Origin of the sequence: Flavobacterium sp. DG2-3, assembly GCF_030730925.1 — a bacterium.
Lineage (GTDB): Bacteria > Bacteroidota > Bacteroidia > Flavobacteriales > Flavobacteriaceae > Flavobacterium.
Window position 1 is genome coordinate 125,913 of the sequence record NZ_JAVAMB010000005.1, and the last position, 21,081, is coordinate 146,993.

Consider the following 21,081-nt stretch of genomic DNA (forward strand, 5'->3'; position numbering starts at 1 on the left):
TTTAATGTTAATTTTTTGAAACCATATAGGTCAAGTAAGACTATTTATGTTTATAGTTTTTAACCGCAAAGAGCGCAAGAATTTTAGAGTAACTTTTAAAAGCGCAAAGTTCGCAAAGCTTTATCAAAAAAACTTTGCGAACTTTGCGTAAATCTTTGCAAACTTTGCGGTTAAATCAATCTACAATTTATAAGCAAAATTCTTAGACTTAATAACTTTCCCTTTATCAGTAATCATTACACAACTGTAATCAGGAAATTTTTGAAGTAAAAGCAAACCTTCTTTCTGGCCTAGAACCATCATAGAAGTGCTCAATCCATTAGCGGTTTCGGCATTTGGACCAAAAACCGTTACACTGCACAAACCCGTTGCGGGATAACCCGTTGCAGGATTTATAATGTGCGAATAACGTTTTCCGTTAAAAACCACAAACTTTTCATAACTGCCCGAAGTAGTGACAGCGCCCTCTTTAAGCGGAACAGCAGCTAAAATCTTCTCTGGTTTAAACGGATTCGTAATTCCGATTTTCCAATCTTTTCCGTTAGGCTGTTTTCCCCAAGTGCTCATGTCTCCAGAACCGTTTATAATTCCCGCCTGAACTCCTTTTGCAATCATCATGGCACGACATTTATCAGTTGCGTAACCTTCACCTAGAGCGCCAAAACCAATTTTCATTCCCTTTAACTTCAAGAAAATAGTTGATGCTGTACTGTCTAAAATGATGTTTTTGTAGCCCACTTTTTCTACCGATTTTTTTATGGCTTCCGCCGAAGGCATTTCGGTCATGGAACCGTCAAATTTCCAGATGCGATCTAAGGCAGCAAAACTAATATCAAATCCGCCGTTGGTTATTTCAGAAAATTTAATTGCCCTTTGCGTCAATTCGAAAACTTCTTTGTCCACTTTTATCGGTTTAATTCCCGCATTCTGATTGACTTCAGAAACCTGAGAATCGGATTTCCAATCGGAGATTAAGTTTTCAATTCGCGTAATTTCGCCAATAACAATATCAATATTCTGTTCAGCCGAAAGCGAGTCTTTATCGACAATACTAATGTCAAAACGTCCGCCCATAAGAAGCGTTGTTCTTTTTCGCAATACTTGAGAATGTGCTGAAAAGCAACAAAGAATAGTATATAGAAGCAAGAATTTATATGATATTTTATGCATAGAAAATTGATGGGAATACATATGTATCGGGTTTACTTCGTAAAGATACGGATTGAGTAGATTTTTTGTTTCACGCAGATTTTTAATGATTTAAGCAGATTTGATAGATTTTTTTTATTTAATTAAAATGATTTAAAAGAATAAATCTGCGCTTTCTGCTAAAATCTTTTTAAATCTGCGTGAAACAAAAAAATCCGTTTTATCTGTGTCTTCGCGATAGCGAATCAGTGTCATCTGCGTATTTATTACAATCAGATTAATAGCAATCTGTTAAAAACTGCTTATTAGCTTTATATTCTTCGAGTGTTTTTAATCCTTTTGTTAAACACAATTCACTTAAAATAGCTTCAACATCTTTCTGCATGGCAAGCGAACCGCAGATCATAACGACACCGCCTTTTTTTAATAAAGTCACAAAAAAAGAAGAATCTCTTTTAATTAAATCCATCACATAAATATGTTCCGCTTCGCGCGATAAGGCCACATGAAAATTGTCCAGATGTTCTTTCTGAATCATGATTCCAGCGAACTTTTTATAAGCCATTAAAGTTGGCGTTTCCATTCTAAAACCGCTGTATAAATGAAGTTCTTGTTTTGCTTTATTTTGTTCGATCATTCCTAAGAAAGGAGCAATTCCTGTTCCGTTTGAAATGAAAGCTACTCTAGAAGCTTTCTTTGGAAGGTGAAAAGCAGGATTTTTAACGATTTGAGCTTTTATCACATTTCCAGGTTCTAAAGCATTTAAGAAACCAGAACCCAATCCGTTTGGATGCAGTTTTACAACCAATTGAATATTTCCAGAATGATTTCCGATAGAGTAGAGTCGTTCTCTAGAATCGTTGGCAGGATAAATGGCCAATAAATCGCCAGAACTAAATTTAGCCCTTGCACTCGCTCTCAGCGTCAGAATAAATGTGTGTTCGGTTTCAGAAATTGGTGTTTTGTCTAAAACCATTAATTTTTGCAAACCTTTCGGAACATGGTTGTATAAAGAAGGTGTAGTTGCGAGCAGAATTCCCGTTTTTTCGCTCCATAATTTTACCCATTCTACAAATTCCACGGCCGATTTATCATTGACAGTCTGTAATTTCAAATAACGATCTGCCCATTTTTGTTTTTCTAAAAGCTGATCAATTTCAATGGCAAACTGGCAAAAATCAGGATAAGATTTAGAACCAAAACCTACAACAGAAAAATTAATATTTTGCTCTTGATTTTGTTTTTCTAGCAAAGTTTTAAATTGCGTTCCGTTAGAAGGCGCATCTCCCAAGCCATGAGTTGATGTAAAAACAATAATATGTTCGGCTTTCGGATAAACAGAAAACTTATTTAATTCGTTGACAAAAACTTTTTGTCCGTGATTAATTAATTGTTTCTGAATGGAATTGGCAAATCGGAATGTGCTTCCGTTTTCTGAACCGACCAAAAGGATAAACGTACTTTCGTTCGCTTTAAATTTATTCTTAATTCGGCTTGATCTTCTTTTCAAAGTAATAGCAAAACCAGAATAGATAAAGAATAGAATATTAAGGCAAGCAATAGCTAAAATTACAGCCCAGATTCCGTTAATTCTTCCCGTATGAAGATCTAAACTCAATGCAGCAAATTGTGCCGTCATTGGAGAAAGTTTTTCAGAAATTACAGCTCCTGTGACCTGATTTACTTCAACTTCTCGGTCTTTCAATTCAATAATATAATATTCTTCGGGATCATCCGTAAAGGGAAATTCGATCTTTTTTACATCAGATAATAAGGTCGTATTGAAGATTGAATTTGTTTTGGCTTTTTCTGAAAGTTCAGTTTTTACAGGTTTTGCTTTTTCTTCGCCCATAAAAAAATTAAATCTTTCCAGCGATAAATAAGTCCCTGTTAAGGCAATAATCAAAATCGGAATTAAAGCCAATCTTCCTAAAAGCACATGATAATATTGTGCAAAATATTCTTTGATTATTTTAGAAAAGAAATTTCGGATGCCGCGCTGTCTTTTTAAAACCAGAACGAAACCCGAAATAGCTATTAATAATAAGCAAAAAGAAATTACACCTACAAAAAAACGTCCAGCTTCATGAAGAAACAGCGAACGGTGCAGACTTGTAATCCAATTTATGAATTCGCTTTTCTTTACAGGAGTTCCAAGTGCTTTTCCAGTTTTTGGATCAATGTATACCTTAATGTCATTTCCGTCTGCATCAATGGCTTGAAGCGTTACAAATTGATTGTAATCTACACCCAATTCTGTAATTTCTGAATATTCTTTCTTTAAAACGGGTAGCGTTTCGCCCAGAGTTATTTTATTGAAATTTTCAGCTTTATACGGAAGTGTTTTTTCCTGAACCGCATCGACGGCCAAAATGATTCCAGTTACCGAAGCCAAAAGCAAAAAAATAGAAGAAAATAAGGCCAAAGCCAAGTGTGCGTAACGCCAAAAAGAAAGAGTCATTGAGTGTATTCTAGAAATGTAATCGTATTATATTTTACTTAATCTTACGTATTTGATGTAGCCTTTGCCATCTGTTTTATCAGCAAGACCTTCAGTTGAAAGCGGAATTTCAAGATCGCTGACATAGTATTTCTGATCTTCAACAGCAGTTTCAAAACGTAATTTGTATCCTTTATTAATTTTAGAATTTTCGATTTCGATGGTAGTCACGCTACGGTCACCGCCCGTTACAGAAGCACCAGTTTTAGCACTGATGTCATCATTTTTTACCGTGTGAAATTTATTCCATTCTTTCAATGATTTGTACCATTTCTTGTCGTCTCCCATTACATAAAGCGTTTTTTCGTATTCACCGCTTGCATTAATCAGAGAAACAACGATATAAGCGCCTTCTCCCATATAATTATTCATCTGCAGCATAATCTTGTATTTGTTTGATTGTGCTTGAGATTGAAAAGAAGCTAAAAAAATAAAAGCGCCCGCAAGAGCCATTTTTAATATTGATTTCATAAAAATTGTATGTATTGATTGGTAATTTAAATTCTAAAATTCAAATTCCAAATCCCAAAAATAGAGTTTGGAATTTGGAATTTCAAATATTGATTATTATCTAATTGTTTTATTTTAAAAATTCAACAGAAACGTTGTTTTTAGTAAGCAGTTCATTTTCTTTAGCTAAAGCGTAAGCCGTTTCGTCAAATTCTGTGCTGATGTCTTTTTTCGCCCCAGCAGAAACTAGATATTTTAAAATAGCATCGTCCTTAGAAGTCATGGCAGCTCTGTGCAAAGCGGTTAAACCATCTTTGTTTTTAGCATTAATATCAACTTTTAAATCAGTGATTTTTTTAAGAAGATCGACATCATTTTTCGTAATCGCTACATGATACAAAGTATTTCCGTCTTTTTGAGGAGCAGCCAGGTTTAGTCCTTTGTCTTGAAGCAGTTTTGCTTTTGCATCAAAAGGATCTGCTGTTGCTTTTTCTCTTCCCGCTGGGCGATAAGATTGTACTAAATAAACACCTAAATTATTTCCGTCTTTATCTTTAACATTAACATCGGCACCTTTAGCCAAAAGTAAACTTACCGCTTCTGGAGTTCCATATTGTACTGCTTTTGTTAAAGCCGATTCTCCTTTTAAATTCTGTGCATTTACGTTTTTTGCTTTCGGAAGAAAAAGCTCTAATACAGCAATTTCTCTTGCCGAAGCTGCAGCCATAACAGGCGTATTTCCTTCTTTATCAGCTTTGTTTACATCAACACCTTTATCTAAGAAATATTTAATAATTTCCGTCTGGTTTGGTTTTCCAGCTAAAATGTGAAATACATTTTGACCTGATTTATTTTGCGCAGTTGCTTTAATTTTTACTTCTTCAACCAAATATTTATACGTTTCAAGTGTATTTGTTTCTCTTCGGCTTCCTTGTGCAGCAACCAAAAGCGCTTCATCTGTTGGTTTGATTCCTTTTTCAAGAAGTTTTTTCAAAAGAGCAATATTTCCAGACCTTGCTGCATAAGTAAAAGCAGTATTTCCGTTAGCATCAACATCTTTTAGAGACATTCCTTTTGTAGAAAAATAGTCAGCAGCTTTTAAATCTTTGTCAGATGCAATAGCTAAAAGCAAAAGATTGGCACCGTTTGCATATTTTTTGGTCGGATTAACTCCTGCCTTAAAAAAAGCCTCATACATTTCTGGATTTGCTTGTCCGTTTGAAGCTGCAAAATCTGCTGGAGCAGTTCCGTGGCTGTCTTCAAAGTTTACATCAGAACCTTTTGCAATTAAATATTGCACTAATTCTGTATTGCCTTTGTAAGCTGCCCAGTGCAAGTAAATACGGTTATCGTGAGTTAATTTTGTAATTGAATTTCCTGGCTGATCGATTAAAAATTTGATGGTTTCTACTGGAGCTTCATTATTGATGGCTAAAGTCGTAACGTCAAAAGCATTTACATTGGCTTCTGCCGGATTATTTCCTTTTGCGATTTCAGCTTTCACAATTTCCGTATTTGGAGAAGTTTTCCAGAAATTGGCATCTAAAAGTGTATTTTTTTGCTGTGCACTTACAAATAATGTTGTTGCGAAGGCAAAAGAAACAAGTAGATTCTTTTTCATATCGAAATGTAATTTATGTTTGTTAGAATAATCTGTTTTGGATTTTCTTTATCTATTTAGAATAAATAAAAATAAAGGCAAATGTAAAGATTAATATTTTAAACCAACAACAATTTGAAGTAAAAAGCCTTTTCTCATTGATATTTACTAAATTTTAAGAATCGCTTAAGCGAATTTTAATCTTTCTTTAATTTAAGATGGAAAAGTAATTTTTGAAATGAGGCTTTTTTGAAATGTTCAAGGAAAATAGTTTTAACTGGAAATTAATTTTTAAGACGTTTCTAAACCTAAAATTGGAACAGTAGAATTTTAACTGTTAAAGTTGATTTAAATCATTAGTTTATTAAAATCAATTATTTTAAATTTTATTCATTTTTGTTTAAGTGATTGTTATAAAGTGGATTATGTTGAGTTTTAGAAACGCTTTAAAATTCTATTTAGAATCGTTATTAATAATTAGACGTTTTTTTCTACTCCAAAAAAGGATGAAAATTCGATTTTAAAAAAAGTATTGTTGATAACTTGTTTTCTGATTTGTTCCAAAATCGATGCTTTTTTGATGTTGATAACTTCCCGAAGTTTACATAGAAACTGCTAGCTCCATGCAAATTACAAAATGCTCGCGAGCTGTTGATAAAAATTCTTTTACAGCTCTTTTTTGAAGTTTTTAAACTGTTGATAATTGAGCTGATTTTTAACAACAAAAACTGGACATGAGAATATATGCGACTTAAATTTGTATAAATAGAAATACACGCTGCCACTTCCCCAAATACAGTGTTCTGTTTTTCTATCTTAAAAAAGTCACTTAAAACTCTATATATATGTCAATTTTTGATAAAAGAATCAATTATAAACCTTTTGAATATCCTGAGGTTCTGCAATTTACCGAAGCTATTAATAAAGCTTACTGGGTACACACTGAAGTAGATTTTACTGCCGATACGCAAGACTTTCATGCGCATTTAAATCTGGCAGAAAAAACGGCAATCAAAAATAGCTTATTGGCAATTGCGCAAATTGAGGTAGCTGTAAAAAGTTTTTGGGGTAATATATACGAGCATTTTCCAAAACCAGAATTCAACGGACTTGGAACTACTTTTGCAGAATGTGAATTTAGACATTCAGAAGCGTATTCTCGTTTATTAGAAGTTTTAGGTTATAATGACGAATTCGAAAAATTATTGGACGTTCCTGTGATTCGCAGACGTGTAGATTATCTTTCGAATGTATTAAAAGACACAAAGTCTCAGGACAACAGAAAATACATGGTTTCGCTGATTTTGTTCAGTATTTTGATCGAAAACGTGTCTTTATTCAGTCAGTTTGCCATTTTATTGTCGTTCACAAGATTCAAAGGATATATGAAGAATGTGAGCAATATTATTGCTTGGACTTCAATCGACGAACAGATTCATGCGAATGGTGGAATTTACATCATCAATAAAATTCGTGAAGAATTTCCAGAATATTTTGATGCGACAACTTTAGAATTAATTAGAGAAACTGTAAAAGAATCAATTACTGTTGAAGCCGATATTTTGGATTGGATTTTTGAAGATGGAGCAGTTGAAACAATAAATAAAGAAGATTTGGTAAACTTCATGAAATTTAGAATTGATGAAAGTTTGAAACAAATTAACATCGAACCTATTTTTAATGTTTCTCCAGATGAATATTCAAAAATGACTTGGTTTGAAGAAGAGGTTTTTGCCAACAGTCTAGACGATTTCTTTGCAAAACGTCCTGTCGAATATACGAAACACGATAAGAGTATCACAGCAAACGATCTTTTTTAATACAAGCCCATAATACACATGAATACGATAGACACAAACCCAGCAAATACTAATTTTGAGCCACAAAATGACAGCAAAATGTGGTGGAAAAATTCTGAAAGTGAACAGATTTTAAACCGCGGTTATCTTCTAAAAGGAGAAACTGTAGAGGGAGCGATCGATAGAATTTGTACTGCCGCAGCTAGAAGATTGTACAAGCCAGAATTGAAAGAATCTTTCATGGAAATGATCGAAAGAGGCTGGATGAGTATCAGTTCCCCAGTTTGGGCCAATATGGGAACAGAAAGAGGTTTGCCAATTTCTTGTTTTAATGTGCATGTCCCAGATAAAATTGAAGGCATTACGCATAAGCTTGGAGAGGTAATTATGCAGACGAAAATTGGAGGTGGAACTTCTGGTTACTTTGGTGAATTACGCGAACGCGGGAGTGCTGTAACAGATAACGGAAAGAGTAGTGGAGCAGTAAGTTTTATGAAGCTTTTTGATACGGCAATGGACACGATTTCTCAAGGTGGAGTTCGTCGTGGTGCATTTGCAGCTTATTTGGATGTGGATCACCCGGATATCGAAGAGTTTTTGAAAATTAAAAGTATCGGAAACCCAATTCAGAACTTGTTTACTGGAATCTGCGTGCCAGATTACTGGATGCAGGAAATGATTGACGGTGATGCAGAAAAAAGACAAATTTGGGCTAAAGTATTAGAAAGCCGTCAGCAAAAAGGGTTGCCTTATATTTTCTTTAGTGACAATGTAAATAAAAATAAACCACAAGTTTACAAAGACCAGAATCTTAGAATCAATGCCAGTAATTTATGCAGCGAGATTATGCTTCCGTCAACTCATGATGAATCATTTATCTGCTGTTTGTCTTCTATGAACTTAGAATTATATGAAGAATGGAAAGATACGGAAGCAGTAAAACTAGCGATCTTTTTCTTAGATGCCGTTTTGCAAGAATTTATCGAAAAAACAGAAGGCAACTATTATCTTTCGGCAGCGAATAAATTTGCTAAAAGACACCGTGCACTTGGCTTAGGCGTTTTAGGATGGCATTCTTATTTGCAGAAAAACATGATTCCGTTTGAAGGAATGGAAGCAAAAATGAAAACGACAGAGATTTTCAAACATATTAGCGATAAAGCCGACAAAGCAAGTCAGGAATTGGCTAGAATTTATGGCGAACCAGAATTGTTAAAAGGTTACGGAAGACGTAATACGACAACAATGGCAATTGCTCCAACAACATCTTCTTCGGCAATTTTAGGACAAACTTCGCCAGGAATTGAGCCTTTCAGCAGTAATTATTATAAAGCTGGATTAAGCAAAGGTAATTTTATGCGTAAAAATAAATACCTTAAAAAACTGTTGGAAGAAAAAGGCTTGGATAACGAAGAAGTTTGGAGAGGAATTATGCTAAACGGAGGAAGTGTCCAGCATATGGAACAATTGACTCAAGCTGAAAAAGATGTTTTTAAGACATTTAAAGAAATCAGCCAATTGGAAATTGTACAGCAAGCAGGAATTCGTCAGAAGTTTGTAGATCAAGGACAAAGTTTAAATCTTAATATTCCAGCCGAATTGGCAATTAAAGATGTAAACCGTTTAATGATCGAAGCTTGGCAGCAAGGAGTAAAAAGTTTGTACTACCAAAGAAGCCAAAGTGTTTCTAAAGAATTGGTTACAAGTCTTGTTTCGTGCAGCAGCTGCGAATCATAAATATCATAAAACCGGATCTTCTTAGATTCGGTTTTTTTATGTTGTGAATTTTACCACAAAGATTCGCTAAGATTAAGCAGAGGAACGCAAAGAGTTTTCCGCAGATTCTACAGATTTAAACAGATTTTTAAATAAAGTACTTTTGCGCTGTATGATTCCCATACTGTTTGTCAATGTCGACGAAGGAGACATCTTAGCAAGTAGCTCCGCAAAGTTTTTTTGCCACGACTCGAGCGATAGCGAACTGGCGAAGCAATTCACGAATTTCGCTAATTATTTTTAGCCACAGATTAAAATGATTCTCACAGATTTTAATCCTTTTAATCTGTGCAATCTGTGGCTAAACAAAAAGAAATTTGTGAAATTCGTGTAATTCGTGGCAAAAAAACTTAGAGCCATTGCGTCTTAGTGGCAACTCTATTTTTTTAAGGTTAAGCTAATTTAATTCTCATAAAATCTTAATTTAGTACCCAAATTCTATCATCCAAAATCTTATAAATACCACCTCAAATGGAGAATATTACCGTTATTATAATGTTGCTTTTTGGCGTTGCTTTTCTTAGCCTTGTTAGTAAAAGATATAATTTCCCAATTCCAATTGTTTTGGTTTTATGCGGTGTTGTTATTAGCGTTGTTCCTGGACTTCCTGTGATTGCGCTGAGTCCAGAAATCGTTTTTATCGTATTTCTTCCGCCACTTCTGTATCACGCTGCGTGGCATACTAGCTGGTCTGATTTTAAACAATCGATTCGTCCGATCACTTTTGCTGCTGTTGGTTTGGTGTTTTTTACAACAGGATTGGTTGCTGTGGTAGCACATTGGCTTATAGATGATATCTCTTGGCCGTTAGCGTTTTTGCTTGGTGCAATTGTTTCGCCTCCCGATGCGGTTTCAGCAACAGCAATTACAAAAGGTTTAGGACTTAATCCGAGATTGATTGCTATTTTGGAAGGAGAAAGTTTAGTAAACGATGCTAGTGGACTTGTAGCGTACAAATATGCTCTTACAGCGATTACTGCTGGAAATTTTGTTTTATGGCAGGCAGGATTAAATTTTGTACTAATGTCGGCTTTGGGTATCGCAATAGGTTTGGCTGTCGGTTATGTCATGTATTATATTCATAAAAGATTTGTTTGCGACGATATTATCGAGGTTACGCTTACTTTATTGACGCCATTTGCATCGTATTTGCTTGCAGAGCACTTTGAAGGTTCAGGAGTTTTGGCTGTTGTAACGACAGGTCTTTTTCTGGCGGCAAGGTCGGGAGCAATCTTTTCTCACGAAAGCCGAATTATGACCAATACGATTTGGGATGTATTAAATAATATTTTGAACGGTCTGATCTTTATTTTAATCGGACTCCAATTGAGGCAAATTATAGACGGAATCAGTAATTATTCTGGAAATTCGTTATTTATTTGGGGTGCGGTTATAAGTATTGTGGTTATTTTGGTTCGTTTTTTATGGGTAATTCCAGCAACTCTTATTCCGAGAATGATTAGTAAAAGAATTCGCGAAAAAGAAGAATTTGATTATCGAAATATGATCATTTTTGGATGGTCAGGAATGCGTGGCGTTGTTTCTATGGCCGCTGCTTTGGCGCTTCCGCTAATGCTGAACAAAACAGAAGAGTTTCCACTTCGAAATTTAATTATATATTTAGTTTTCTGCGTTATATTGTCCACTTTGGTTATACAAGGTCTTACGCTTCCGTGGCTGATTAAAAAGCTTAAAATTGAGCGTTATTCAATTCTTGCAGAAGAGTATAACATTCGTAATGTAATAGTTTCGGAAACCATTGCACATATCGAAGATAATTTCTCATTATTGAATGGCGAATTGCTTCACAACATTAAAAGCAAATACGAAGTAAAATTTAACCGTTTGCAAAAGACAGAACTTCCAGCAAATTTCTTCGGAAATGGAAAACTTCTTGGTGGTGAAATTTTTAATGATTTTACCAAAATTCAAATCGATCTGCTAAATGTAGAGCGTTCAAAATTAGAATCAATGCATAAATCAGGCTCAGTAAACGAAGAAATATTTCGTAAAATTGAAAAAGAATTAGATTTGGAAGAAACCCGTCTGTGGATGGAAATGTATGAGGAAAACTAATATTATTTATGAATTATGAGTTATAAATTATGAATTATAAATTTATTCTTTGCGTAAATACGATCAAAGTCATAATCCACAATTCATAACTCATAATTCATAACTCATTAAATAACTCCCATTTTCTGCATTAAGAAAGTCGCGCTTTTGTTTTTGCAGATTCCGTTTCGGAGTTTGTAATCGAAGTGCAAATCGTTATTTTGAATTTCAACTTCAAAACATTGATTGGTTAAAATTTCAGGAAATTCGTTTGTTGTTAGGCAAACTTCTATGTCGTGAGTTGCGATGGCGCCAATAGCTTTTTTCGAAATTATTTTCTTAACCACTTCAATTGTTCCGTTTCTTTTGTCATCAGAATTTGTACCTCTTAAAATTTCATCTAATAAAACAAAAGCAGGCTGATTTTCAAGCGCATCCATGATCTGTTTTAAACGTTTAATTTCAGCAAAGAAATAAGATTCGCTATCCGATAAAGAATCTGATAATCGCATTGAAACTAATACTGGAAGTGGATGAACTTTAGCTTCTGAAGCACAAATAACTGATCCAATTCCACTCAATACCATATTGATTCCTAAGCTTCTCAAAAATGTGCTTTTTCCAGACATGTTCGATCCAGTTAAAATCACGAAAGATTGCGGGTAAAATTGCGTATCATTTCCAATTCTTGTTGCAGGATTAAGCAACGGATGGCTCAAGTTTTTAAACTCAATTTTATATTCAGAATTGATTTCTGGGAAAACAAAATCATCGTTGTTATACGCTAAATTGGCTAAACTATTTAGGGCTTCAATTTCGCCAATAATAGAAATCCAATGGTTCATTTCAGAAGCATAATCTTCTTTCCATTTTAATAATGCTTTTAAAACATGAAGATTGAATAAAAATGTTCCGTTGAATAAAGTCGCGGTAACAAAATTATTTATAGTATCCATTCTCGAAAATAACTCAGAAAGCTGTTTTAAGTGCTGGCTAGCTTTGGCATTTTTAAAATTAAGCTGTTGCTGTAAATGAAGTAGCTTTTTGGATTGGAAAGACTCGCGTTCAATTTTTTCAATCAGTAAACTGTATTGTTTTATGATTTTATCAACGTTGTCTGCTTTTGCTATTTCCGACTGGATCCTTTTTAGACATCTTCCTAAAACAATCAGATTAGCAATAAAAATGTATGTCAGATAAGAAAGTATAATGGTTTTAGAAGTGATAAAATAAGCCGCTAAAAATCCAAAAAAAGTTACAGGAAGAATAATTGAAAGTGCAACTAGAACTTTAGGTAATGAATTGTTTTGAAAAGAAGTCCAATGTTTTATGGCTTCATAAGAAGCTTTGGAATCATTGCCAATAATGGCAAGCGCTTGAAATTCTTGTCTCCAGTCTATTTTGCTTTTCAATTCGTTAACCGATTCCTGATTTTCTAAAATTTCAGTTTCAGGCAACGTATGAAGCAATAGTTCTGCAAGCGTTTTTTTTCCGATAAAAGAAGCTGTTCTGTTGAGATTTTGAAATAAAGAATGTTCTCCAAAAATATCCAAATCGTACGCATAAGGATGATGAAAATCGATGAACTCGACGCCATTTTCAAAAGGTGTTTTTTCTCTTTTTAAGAAAGCAATTTCGTTTTGGTTAATTTTCAAAAGCGTTTCGGCCAGTAATTTTTTGAAAGAAAGCCTAGAATGTATTCGCATTAAAAAAAGAAAACCAGCAAAAGATAAAACAGCTAGAATGACATAAAGTATTTGATCTGTTTTGATGTAATAAAACATAAAAAACAAGAAAAGAAAAATACTTAATAGCCTCAAAAGACTTATGCTGTTATATTTTTTGTTGGTTTTATTATAGATTTCTGAGTATTTTGTAACGTTGTCTGTATATGCTTTCATTCTAATATTTTGCTTGAAATACAAATATAGCTTTTAAGTTACAAAATCATCATTTATTACATTAATCTTCATGCATAACCAAAATCGGAATCTGAACTTCTTTGGTAATCTTTTTGGTAAAACTTGAATCAAAAAGACTTTCAAAGAAAGAGCGTTTGTGTGTTATGGTAGTCAGAATATCAATGTCTTTATACAACACAAAATCGAGAATGGTTTCTTTTACATCATCACTTGGCAATACAAGAAATTCCACATTTTCTGCTGCAAACTCACTTTCAAATTCTTTTCGTACTTGATCTGTCACATCAGAATTAGATGTTTTGACATATAAACTTTTGACTTTAGCGTCCGTTTTTTTAGCAATTTTCAGAATCTTTTTCAGTTCTTTTTTATCTTTTTCGCGATAGCGCGTAGTAAAACCAATCGTTTTTACTTTTTTAAATTTAGCATCAATAGGAACACACAAAACCGGAACTTCAACTCCAGAAATTACAGATTCGGTATTTGATCCCGTAAAGAATTTTGTCCAGTCAGAAACGCTGTTGGTACCCATAATTACAAAATCTATTTGATCTTCTTCTACGGCATTTTTCAGGTTGTAAATCAGATCGCCATCCATTAAACGGTGTTTGATAACAATATCATCTAATTTGCGCTCAGCAGCAATTTCTCGAAGTTTAGGGATTTCATCTTTAAACATTTCAAATTTTGCCAATTCAATTGAGCTGTAAATAGAAGCATAATTCTCTGGAAAGAATTGGCTGTCGTAAACAGGAATCTCGAATGTATGAAGTAAGATTAGTTCGGCTTTTACGACTTTAGCAAATTCTAAAGCATGAACAAATGCATTGGTAGCAGCATCAGAGAAATCGGTTGGAAATAATATCTTTTTCATAGTATTAAGATTAAGGTTTGTCTCTCAAATTTACTCATTCTGCGAAGAAATCAACCTGATATTTATCAGTATTTTAACACTTAATGATTTAAAAATATCAATTATTTTAAAGATTTCTTTAGCGAATGGACGATAAGCTGCTATAGAAAATAAATTACAGTTTTTTTATACCTTTGCAGCATGATAAATCAAGATTCTATAGTTGCTTTAGCTACGCCTTCTGGAGCTGGAGCCATTGCCATAATTCGTATTTCTGGAGCTGATGCCATTACAATTGGTAATTCGGTTTTTAAATCTATTAAAAACAAAGATTTAACCAAGCAGAAAACGCATACGTTGCACTTAGGACATATTGTAGACGGGAGCAAAACGTTAGACGAAGTTTTGGTTTCGGTATTTAAAGGTCCGAACTCTTATACTGGTGAAAATACTATTGAAATTTCTTGCCATGGATCGACTTATATTCAGCAGCAGATTATTCAGTTATTGCTTAGAAATGGCTGTAGAATGGCCGATGCGGGCGAATTTACCTTGAGAGCTTTTCTTAATGGGAAATTAGATTTATCACAAGCAGAAGCAGTTGCCGATTTGATTTCGTCAGATAATGAAGCTTCTCATCAAATTGCAATGCAGCAAATGCGCGGCGGATTCAGTAATGAAATTGCCAAACTTAGAGAAGAACTTCTAAATTTTGCTTCTTTGATTGAATTGGAATTGGATTTTGCAGAAGAAGATGTGGAATTTGCTGATAGAACCCAATTTCATGAATTATTAAACCGAATCGAATTTGTTTTAAAACGTTTAATTGATTCGTTTGCTGTTGGAAATGTAATCAAAAACGGAATTCCAGTTGCTATTGTCGGTGAGCCAAATGTTGGGAAATCGACTCTTTTAAATGCTTTGTTGAACGAAGAACGCGCAATTGTTTCGGACATTGCGGGAACAACTCGTGATACGATCGAAGACGAATTGGTTATTGGCGGAATCGGATTCAGATTTATTGATACTGCCGGAATTCGTGATACCAAAGATGTTGTAGAAAGCATCGGAATCAAGAAAACTTTCGAAAAAATCGATCAGGCTCAAGTTGTAATTTACTTATTTGACGGATTAAAATTCCAAGCTTCAAGTTCTGAATTTGTCAATGAAATTGAGCAGATTAAGAACAAATATCCGCTAAAACCGCTCCTTATTGTCGTTAATAAAAAAGATATTTTATCTGCTGAAGAAGTGGCCAATATTACGAATCAGTTAGAAAATCTAAATGCTAAACTGCTATTGATTTCTGCGAAAGAAAAAATAGGAGTAGAGGATTTAAAAAATGAATTATTGTCTTTTGTAAATACTGGCGCACTTCGCAACAATGAAACCATTGTAACCAATACCAGACATTACGATTCATTATTAAAAGCTTTAGACGAAATCCAGAAAGTAAAATTTGGTTTAGAATCGGGTCTTTCAAGCGATTTAATGGCGCTTGATATTCGCGAAGCCTTATACCAATTTGGGTTGATTACCGGGCAGGTGTCAAACGACGAATTGCTGGGAAATATTTTTGCTAATTTTTGCATCGGCAAATAAATTTTGTAAAATTTTCACTGTTAACCTGTTTCTTAACCACTTTCATTAGGAGCCTTTAATGATATACTTTGTCATGTCATAATACAAAAGTTTATGCATTATGTTATTTTTGAGTTAATATCGATTTGAAGATTTTTTCATGGAAGTTAAATTGATATTTTTAAAATCTAAAAATATACTTTTTAAAAATGACCCTAAAGTTATTAAAGAAAACGGCCATAATTATTTCAACCTTATTTTTGCTTTTAATAATTGTTCTGACAGTTGTACCTTATATATTCAAAGATGAAATAACAGCTAAATTGGAAAGTTTAGCTAATGAAAAACTAGACGCAGACGTGCGTTTTGATGAAATTGGACTTTCTGTTTTCAAACATTTTCCAGCTTTAACGGTTTATGCAAAAAATGTAAGTATCGTCAATAAAAAGAACCATTTTACAGCAAGAAATGTTGTAAAAGCAGATAGAGTATCAGCTGGTGTAAATTTTTACAGCTTAATAAAAGGCAGGATTGTTCTCGATGCTGTGTATTTGGATCAAGCAGATTTAAATCTTGAAATTGATCCTAAAGGGAATGCCAATTTTAATATTTTAAAACCCAGCACTTCTACCGATACAACCGAAACAGAATTTAATATTAAAAGGATTGTTATAAAGCAAACAAACATATCGTACAATGACAAAAGTGCCCTTTTAAAATTCAAGGTTCAGGATCTTAACTATAAAGGAATAGGAGATTTGAGTGCAGCACATTTTGATCTTGATTCTAAAGTAAAAATAAAATCATTCGATTTCAGTTTAAACGGTGTTGATTACGTTCGTAGTAAACCGATCAATGCCGAAATTACCACTTATATAGATGCCAAAGCGCTTAAATTTAAGTTTGAGCGAAATGTCATTCGTATTAGAAATTTTCCATTTTCATTTAATGGATCTTTTGCATTTATAAAAGGAGGTTATGATTTTGATTTACGCATGCAGTCTAAAAATTCTACTTTAGAAGAAATGCTTTCGCTTGTGCCTCCAGCTTATGACAAATGGCGCGAACAAATGACCATTACGGGTAATATTGATTTTAGAATATTGGCACGAGGCAAATACATGCAAGATCAGTCAGAGAAACCGGTTGTTTCTGGAGATTTGCAGATTAATAATGGTGCAATTGTTTATAAAAGAATTAAAGATCCAGTAAAAGACATCAATATATCGGCTAAAGCGCAGGTCAGAGATTTAGATATCAATAAATTGAAATTTGATTTGGATAATCTGTCTTTTAATTTGGATAAAAAGCAGACCGTAATTAATTTTCATTCAGAGGGTTTCAAAAAACTGAAAATCAAAACCGCTGTAAAAGCAGCTATAGATTTAGCAAAATTAAAAGATGCTTTACATCTGAACGACCATGAGATTCGTGGAGAAGTAGCTCTAGATTTAAAAGCCGATGGTGTTTTTTTGAGAGACTTAGGTTTCAGTCCGCGTTTAAATAAAATAGATACCATAATTAAAAGTATTCCTAAGTTTCAATTAAACGCAAGCTTGAAAAATGGATATCTGAAAAATATAAAGAAAACAGAGGCAGTAAAAAACGTAAATTTCAATTTGAGCTTAACAGCTAAAGACAGTATTTTACGCAACGTTTCGGGTAAAGTAACCAACTTGAATGCAGAGGCTCTGAATAATTTTGTCCACGGGCGCTTTGAGCTTCATAAATTATATCCTTTTACTGTAGACACAGAATTGGAGTCTAAAATTAATCTGGCAGAAGTGCATAAATTTTATCCATTAGACAGCTTGGAGATTAAGGGAGATCTTAATTTAAAACTGAGTATGCATGGCATTTTAAACCGTAAGCAGAAAAAATATCCGTCATCAAAAGCAATCGTAAATATTAAAAATGGGTATTTAAAAATGCTTAAATACCCTAAAATACCGGTTGAAAATATAAACATAAATGCAACTGCCATAAGCCACAATGGAACTGGAGAAGATTTGAATGTAAAAATAGTGCCTGCGGAGTTTGTTCTGGCGGGATCACCGTTTAAAGTTCAGGGAGAAGTCACCAATCTATATGATTTAGTATATAATATTAAAACTCAAGGCACTTTGGATGTTGGTAAATTAACCCAGATATTTCCGGTAAAAGATATGAGCATTTCAGGAGTTATCCAGACCAATCTGATCGCGAAAGGCTCTAAAAAAGATATAGAGGCTAAAAACTACGGGAATATTAAAAATGGAGGAAAACTAGAAGCTAAAAATGTAGTGATCAAAAGCGCCATGTTTCCAGAACCATTTGAGGTTTCTAAAGGAACATTTAAGTTCTTTAAAGACAAAATGCGTTTTGAAGAATTCAATCTTACTTATGGCAAATCAGATGTTGTGCTAAACGGTTATATCCATAACGTATTGCGCTATCTATTTAATAGAAAGCATTTAAGGGAGTCCAACGAAAAACTTAAGGCAGATATTGAACTTTTCAGTAACCAGATTGACGCCAATGAGTTTTTTGATATGATTGCCAAATATACAGATCAGAAAGCGGAAGAAGAAACCCTGCAGCAAACAGATTCTGCTGCTGTTAAGGCAATTTCTAAAAACCCCACAGCGAAAAACAAAAACTACGTTATCAGGATACCAAGCACAGCCGATCTGAAAATTGCAGCAAAAGTAAATAACCTTCAGTTTGATACGTATAAGATTAAAGATTTTATAGGAACTCTGGCGGTTAATGACCGAAAAATTAAGATAACAGAAGCTGCTTTTAGTATGGCAGGCACCAAAATTGAAATGTCAGGAGAATATAAAGCTCTGCATAGGCGTTTGGCTAAATACAATGCGAATTTTAAAGCCAGCAATTTTGATATCCAGCGCGCTTATGCAGAGATTCCGATCTTTGCTGAATTGGTTAGTATGGCTAAGGATGCTTACGGTTTGGTTTCGGTTGATTACCAGCTTGGAGGCAATATCGATCAGAATATGGATATTGATTTTAAATCTATTGATGGTGAAGGAACGCTGACTTTGGAAGATATTAAATTTAAAAATTTTAAACTTTTAAACCATGTAGCGAAGAAAGCCGCTGCTGCCGACTTGGAAAAAGCTTCATTTAATAAAATTGCAATTCATTCCGCTATAAAGAATAATGTGATGACAATTACTCCTACAACTATGAAAATGGCGGGATTTAGGGGCAAACTCGAGGGGCAGGTTACTATGGATGGAAAAATAAACGTCGGGTTTCGTTTAGGATTGCCGCCAATGGGGCTTATAAATGTTCCGATGAAAATTACGGGTACCGCAGATGATTTTGAAATTTCGACAGGTAAATTTAAAGAAGATGAAACCTTTGCAGAAGAAAGTGAACTTAAAAATCTGAAGCCAGAATATCGTAGAAACAGAGTGAAAGATACTTTAAGTTTATCTGAAACAAAATAATAAAGGACTTTAAAGCACTATAAATTTTGTTTGGTCTTACTTTGATAATTGTTTATATTTAATAAAGTAGACGAAATATCAAAAGTTGAAATTAGTTTAAACAACGACTAAAGCGATTATGATTCAAGTAAAAGTTTATCTGAAATCCATTATTTTTTTATGAAAACAAAATCAGATTTTGAAAGAGAAAAGGAGCTTGCCGCCAAAGAAGCGGTAAAACTTATCGGAGATAATATGATCGTTGGTCTGGGAACAGGTTCGACCGCATATTATGCTATAATGGAAATAGGACAGAGAGTTAAAGAAGGACTAAAAATTAAAGCGGTGCCAACTTCAGAGGAAACGGAAAAATTGGCAGCTTCTCTAAATATAGAATTGATTGATATAAAAACGGTCGATGCAATTGACTTGACAATTGACGGTGCCGATGAATTTACCTCTGAGTTAATGATGATTAAAGGCGGGGGCGGGGCACTTTTTCGAGAGAAAATAGTGCTTTCTCTTACCAAAAAGAAAATTATTATTTCTGATTCTTCTAAAAAAGTGGAAATGCTAGGGAAGTTTAAAGTGCCTGTTGAAGTAGTGCCATTTGCTGCAAATTATGTGCTGAAGCAGATTGCATCTAAAGGTGGAAGTAGCGAGTTAAGGATGAAAGACGGCAGAGAATTTCTAACCGATCAAGAGAATTACATTATTGATGCGGACTTCGGACTGATAGATGATCCCAAGACTTTGTCGACATTACTAAATGGCATTGAGGGAGTACTTGCCCACGGACTTTTTATAGAATTGGCCGATCAAATAATTATGGGTGACGGTGATACTGCAATAGTTTTTGAGAAATGAAGCTGACATTTCTAAATGGATAAATTCTTTTACTTTTATCTATGACAGCATAAGATTTTGAAATCATTTCCATTTCTGTATTACGCATTATTATGCTAATTTTATATGCATTTAAAAATAGACAGATTATTTTATTAAAATTTCGAAAACAAATACTATGGAAAATTTGAAGAAAGCCTATATAGCTGGAGGATGTTTCTGGGGCATGGAAGACCTATTTAGGGTGCGTCCTGGAGTTGTAGATACCGAAGTGGGGTACATAGGAGGGAATAATGAAAATCCGACCTACGAAAATCACCCAGGTCATGCCGAAGGAATTGAAATTACATACGATACACGCGAAACTTCTTTTAAAGAGTTGCTAGATTACTTTTTCCGTGTGCATGATCCAACAACAGTCGACAGACAAGGAAATGACAGAGGATCAAGCTACAGATCGGCTCTATTTATTCAGAACGAAGAAGAGAAACAAACTGCAGAAGAAGTGATCAAAATAGTAGACGATTCTGGAAGATGGAATGGACCTGTTGTAACACAGCTGGAGCCTATTGCGAAGTTTTGGCCTGCCGAAGACTATCATCAAGACTATTTGGTTAAAAAACCAGACGGCTATACGTGTCATTTTGAGAGATTCGGGACGTTTTTATAAACGGAATAACATTCATTACATAATCAAAATAATCAAAGCTGTACGGATTAAAGATCTGCACAGCTTTTTTTACGTTTATGATTAAAGTTGATCTGAATTGTGATTAGTGAAAAGCAACTAATTTCTGATTGTTAGATTTAGAGTACTTGAATCTGTTGCTTGATCCAGTATGATCAGATTAATATCAGATAGGAAGAGTAATGCGTTCATTATGCGGGTGTGCTGCACTTTTTCTGCCACAGGATTTTCGGTTGAAAAGGGCTCTCCGCCTCCAGATAGGAAAAGAATGATGCATAATTCTTCAAAAGGCACTAAGCGGCCTTGGTTCAAACAGATGTATTTATAGATTTGGGCAGGCAGACGGTAGGAATTGACAGTCATAACAAGCTTTTATTTTATATACGAGAACTGCCCAAATTTGGTTTTAATCTATCTTTAGTCTTCAG

General features: G+C 34.1%; 14 protein-coding genes. 7 read left to right on the forward strand and 7 right to left on the reverse strand.

Annotated elements, in window-relative coordinates; translation table 11 throughout:
* Positions 1 to 180: 180 nt before the first annotated feature.
* From Q9Q97_RS09270 to Q9Q97_RS09285, 4 genes are all read right to left on the reverse strand, one after another.
* Positions 181 to 1,170 (reverse strand): FAD:protein FMN transferase, encoded by a 990-nt coding sequence (locus Q9Q97_RS09270; protein ID WP_306156312.1) that lies wholly within the window; start codon positions 1,168 to 1,170, stop codon positions 181 to 183.
* A gap of 256 nt (positions 1,171 to 1,426) precedes the next feature.
* Positions 1,427 to 3,610, reverse strand: a complete 2,184-nt coding sequence (locus tag Q9Q97_RS09275; protein WP_306156313.1) for a PepSY domain-containing protein — start codon at positions 3,608 to 3,610, stop codon at positions 1,427 to 1,429.
* A 27-nt stretch (positions 3,611 to 3,637) separates the two neighbouring features.
* Positions 3,638 to 4,120: a DUF2271 domain-containing protein gene (locus Q9Q97_RS09280; RefSeq protein ID WP_306156314.1), complete on the reverse strand. Its 483-nt coding sequence runs from the start codon at positions 4,118 to 4,120 to the stop codon at positions 3,638 to 3,640.
* 109 nt (positions 4,121 to 4,229) lie between these two features.
* Complete coding sequence (locus Q9Q97_RS09285; RefSeq protein WP_306156315.1) at positions 4,230 to 5,720, reverse strand: ankyrin repeat domain-containing protein; 1,491 nt, start codon at positions 5,718 to 5,720, stop codon at positions 4,230 to 4,232.
* An 824-nt stretch (positions 5,721 to 6,544) separates the two neighbouring features.
* On the opposite strand from Q9Q97_RS09285, the gene Q9Q97_RS09290 reads away from it, so the two are divergent.
* The 3 genes from Q9Q97_RS09290 (at position 6,545) to Q9Q97_RS09300 (ending at position 11,350) form a co-directional block, all read left to right on the forward strand.
* Entirely contained in the window at positions 6,545 to 7,519 is a 975-nt protein-coding gene (locus Q9Q97_RS09290; RefSeq protein WP_306156316.1) for a ribonucleotide-diphosphate reductase subunit beta, read from the forward strand.
* 18 nt (positions 7,520 to 7,537) lie between these two features.
* Entirely contained in the window at positions 7,538 to 9,235 is a 1,698-nt protein-coding gene (locus Q9Q97_RS09295) for a ribonucleoside-diphosphate reductase subunit alpha (RefSeq protein WP_306156317.1), read from the forward strand.
* 510 nt (positions 9,236 to 9,745) lie between these two features.
* Entirely contained in the window at positions 9,746 to 11,350 is a 1,605-nt protein-coding gene (locus tag Q9Q97_RS09300) for a Na+/H+ antiporter (protein WP_306156318.1), read from the forward strand.
* Positions 11,351 to 11,457: 107 nt separating this feature from the next.
* On the opposite strand, the gene Q9Q97_RS09305 is transcribed toward Q9Q97_RS09300, so the two are convergent.
* Together Q9Q97_RS09305 and Q9Q97_RS09310 are read right to left on the reverse strand one after the other, a co-directional pair.
* On the reverse strand, positions 11,458 to 13,230 hold the full coding sequence (locus tag Q9Q97_RS09305) for a DNA mismatch repair protein (protein ID WP_306156319.1): 1,773 nt from the start codon (positions 13,228 to 13,230) through the stop codon (positions 11,458 to 11,460).
* A 61-nt stretch (positions 13,231 to 13,291) separates the two neighbouring features.
* On the reverse strand, positions 13,292 to 14,125 hold the full coding sequence (locus Q9Q97_RS09310) for a universal stress protein (RefSeq protein WP_306156320.1): 834 nt from the start codon (positions 14,123 to 14,125) through the stop codon (positions 13,292 to 13,294).
* 180 nt (positions 14,126 to 14,305) lie between these two features.
* Here Q9Q97_RS09310 and mnmE point away from each other — a divergent pair, with 180 nt between their 5' ends.
* The 4 genes from mnmE to msrA all read left to right on the forward strand — a co-directional run bounded on the left by mnmE (position 14,306) and on the right by msrA (position 20,635).
* Positions 14,306 to 15,706 (forward strand): tRNA uridine-5-carboxymethylaminomethyl(34) synthesis GTPase MnmE, encoded by a 1,401-nt coding sequence (gene mnmE / locus Q9Q97_RS09315; protein ID WP_306156321.1) that lies wholly within the window; start codon positions 14,306 to 14,308, stop codon positions 15,704 to 15,706.
* Positions 15,707 to 15,894: 188 nt separating this feature from the next.
* A complete protein-coding gene (locus tag Q9Q97_RS09320) occupies positions 15,895 to 19,140 on the forward strand; it encodes an AsmA family protein (protein ID WP_306156322.1) in 3,246 nt (1,081 codons plus the stop codon).
* A gap of 159 nt (positions 19,141 to 19,299) precedes the next feature.
* Positions 19,300 to 19,986 (forward strand): ribose-5-phosphate isomerase RpiA, encoded by a 687-nt coding sequence (gene rpiA / locus Q9Q97_RS09325; protein WP_306156323.1) that lies wholly within the window; start codon positions 19,300 to 19,302, stop codon positions 19,984 to 19,986.
* A 157-nt stretch (positions 19,987 to 20,143) separates the two neighbouring features.
* Positions 20,144 to 20,635, forward strand: coding sequence for a peptide-methionine (S)-S-oxide reductase MsrA (gene msrA, locus Q9Q97_RS09330; protein WP_306156324.1), 492 nt, complete (start codon positions 20,144 to 20,146; stop codon positions 20,633 to 20,635).
* 117 nt (positions 20,636 to 20,752) lie between these two features.
* On the opposite strand, the gene Q9Q97_RS09335 is transcribed toward msrA, so the two are convergent.
* Entirely contained in the window at positions 20,753 to 21,016 is a 264-nt protein-coding gene (locus Q9Q97_RS09335; RefSeq protein ID WP_306156325.1) for a hypothetical protein, read from the reverse strand.
* Positions 21,017 to 21,081: the final 65 nt, after the last annotated feature.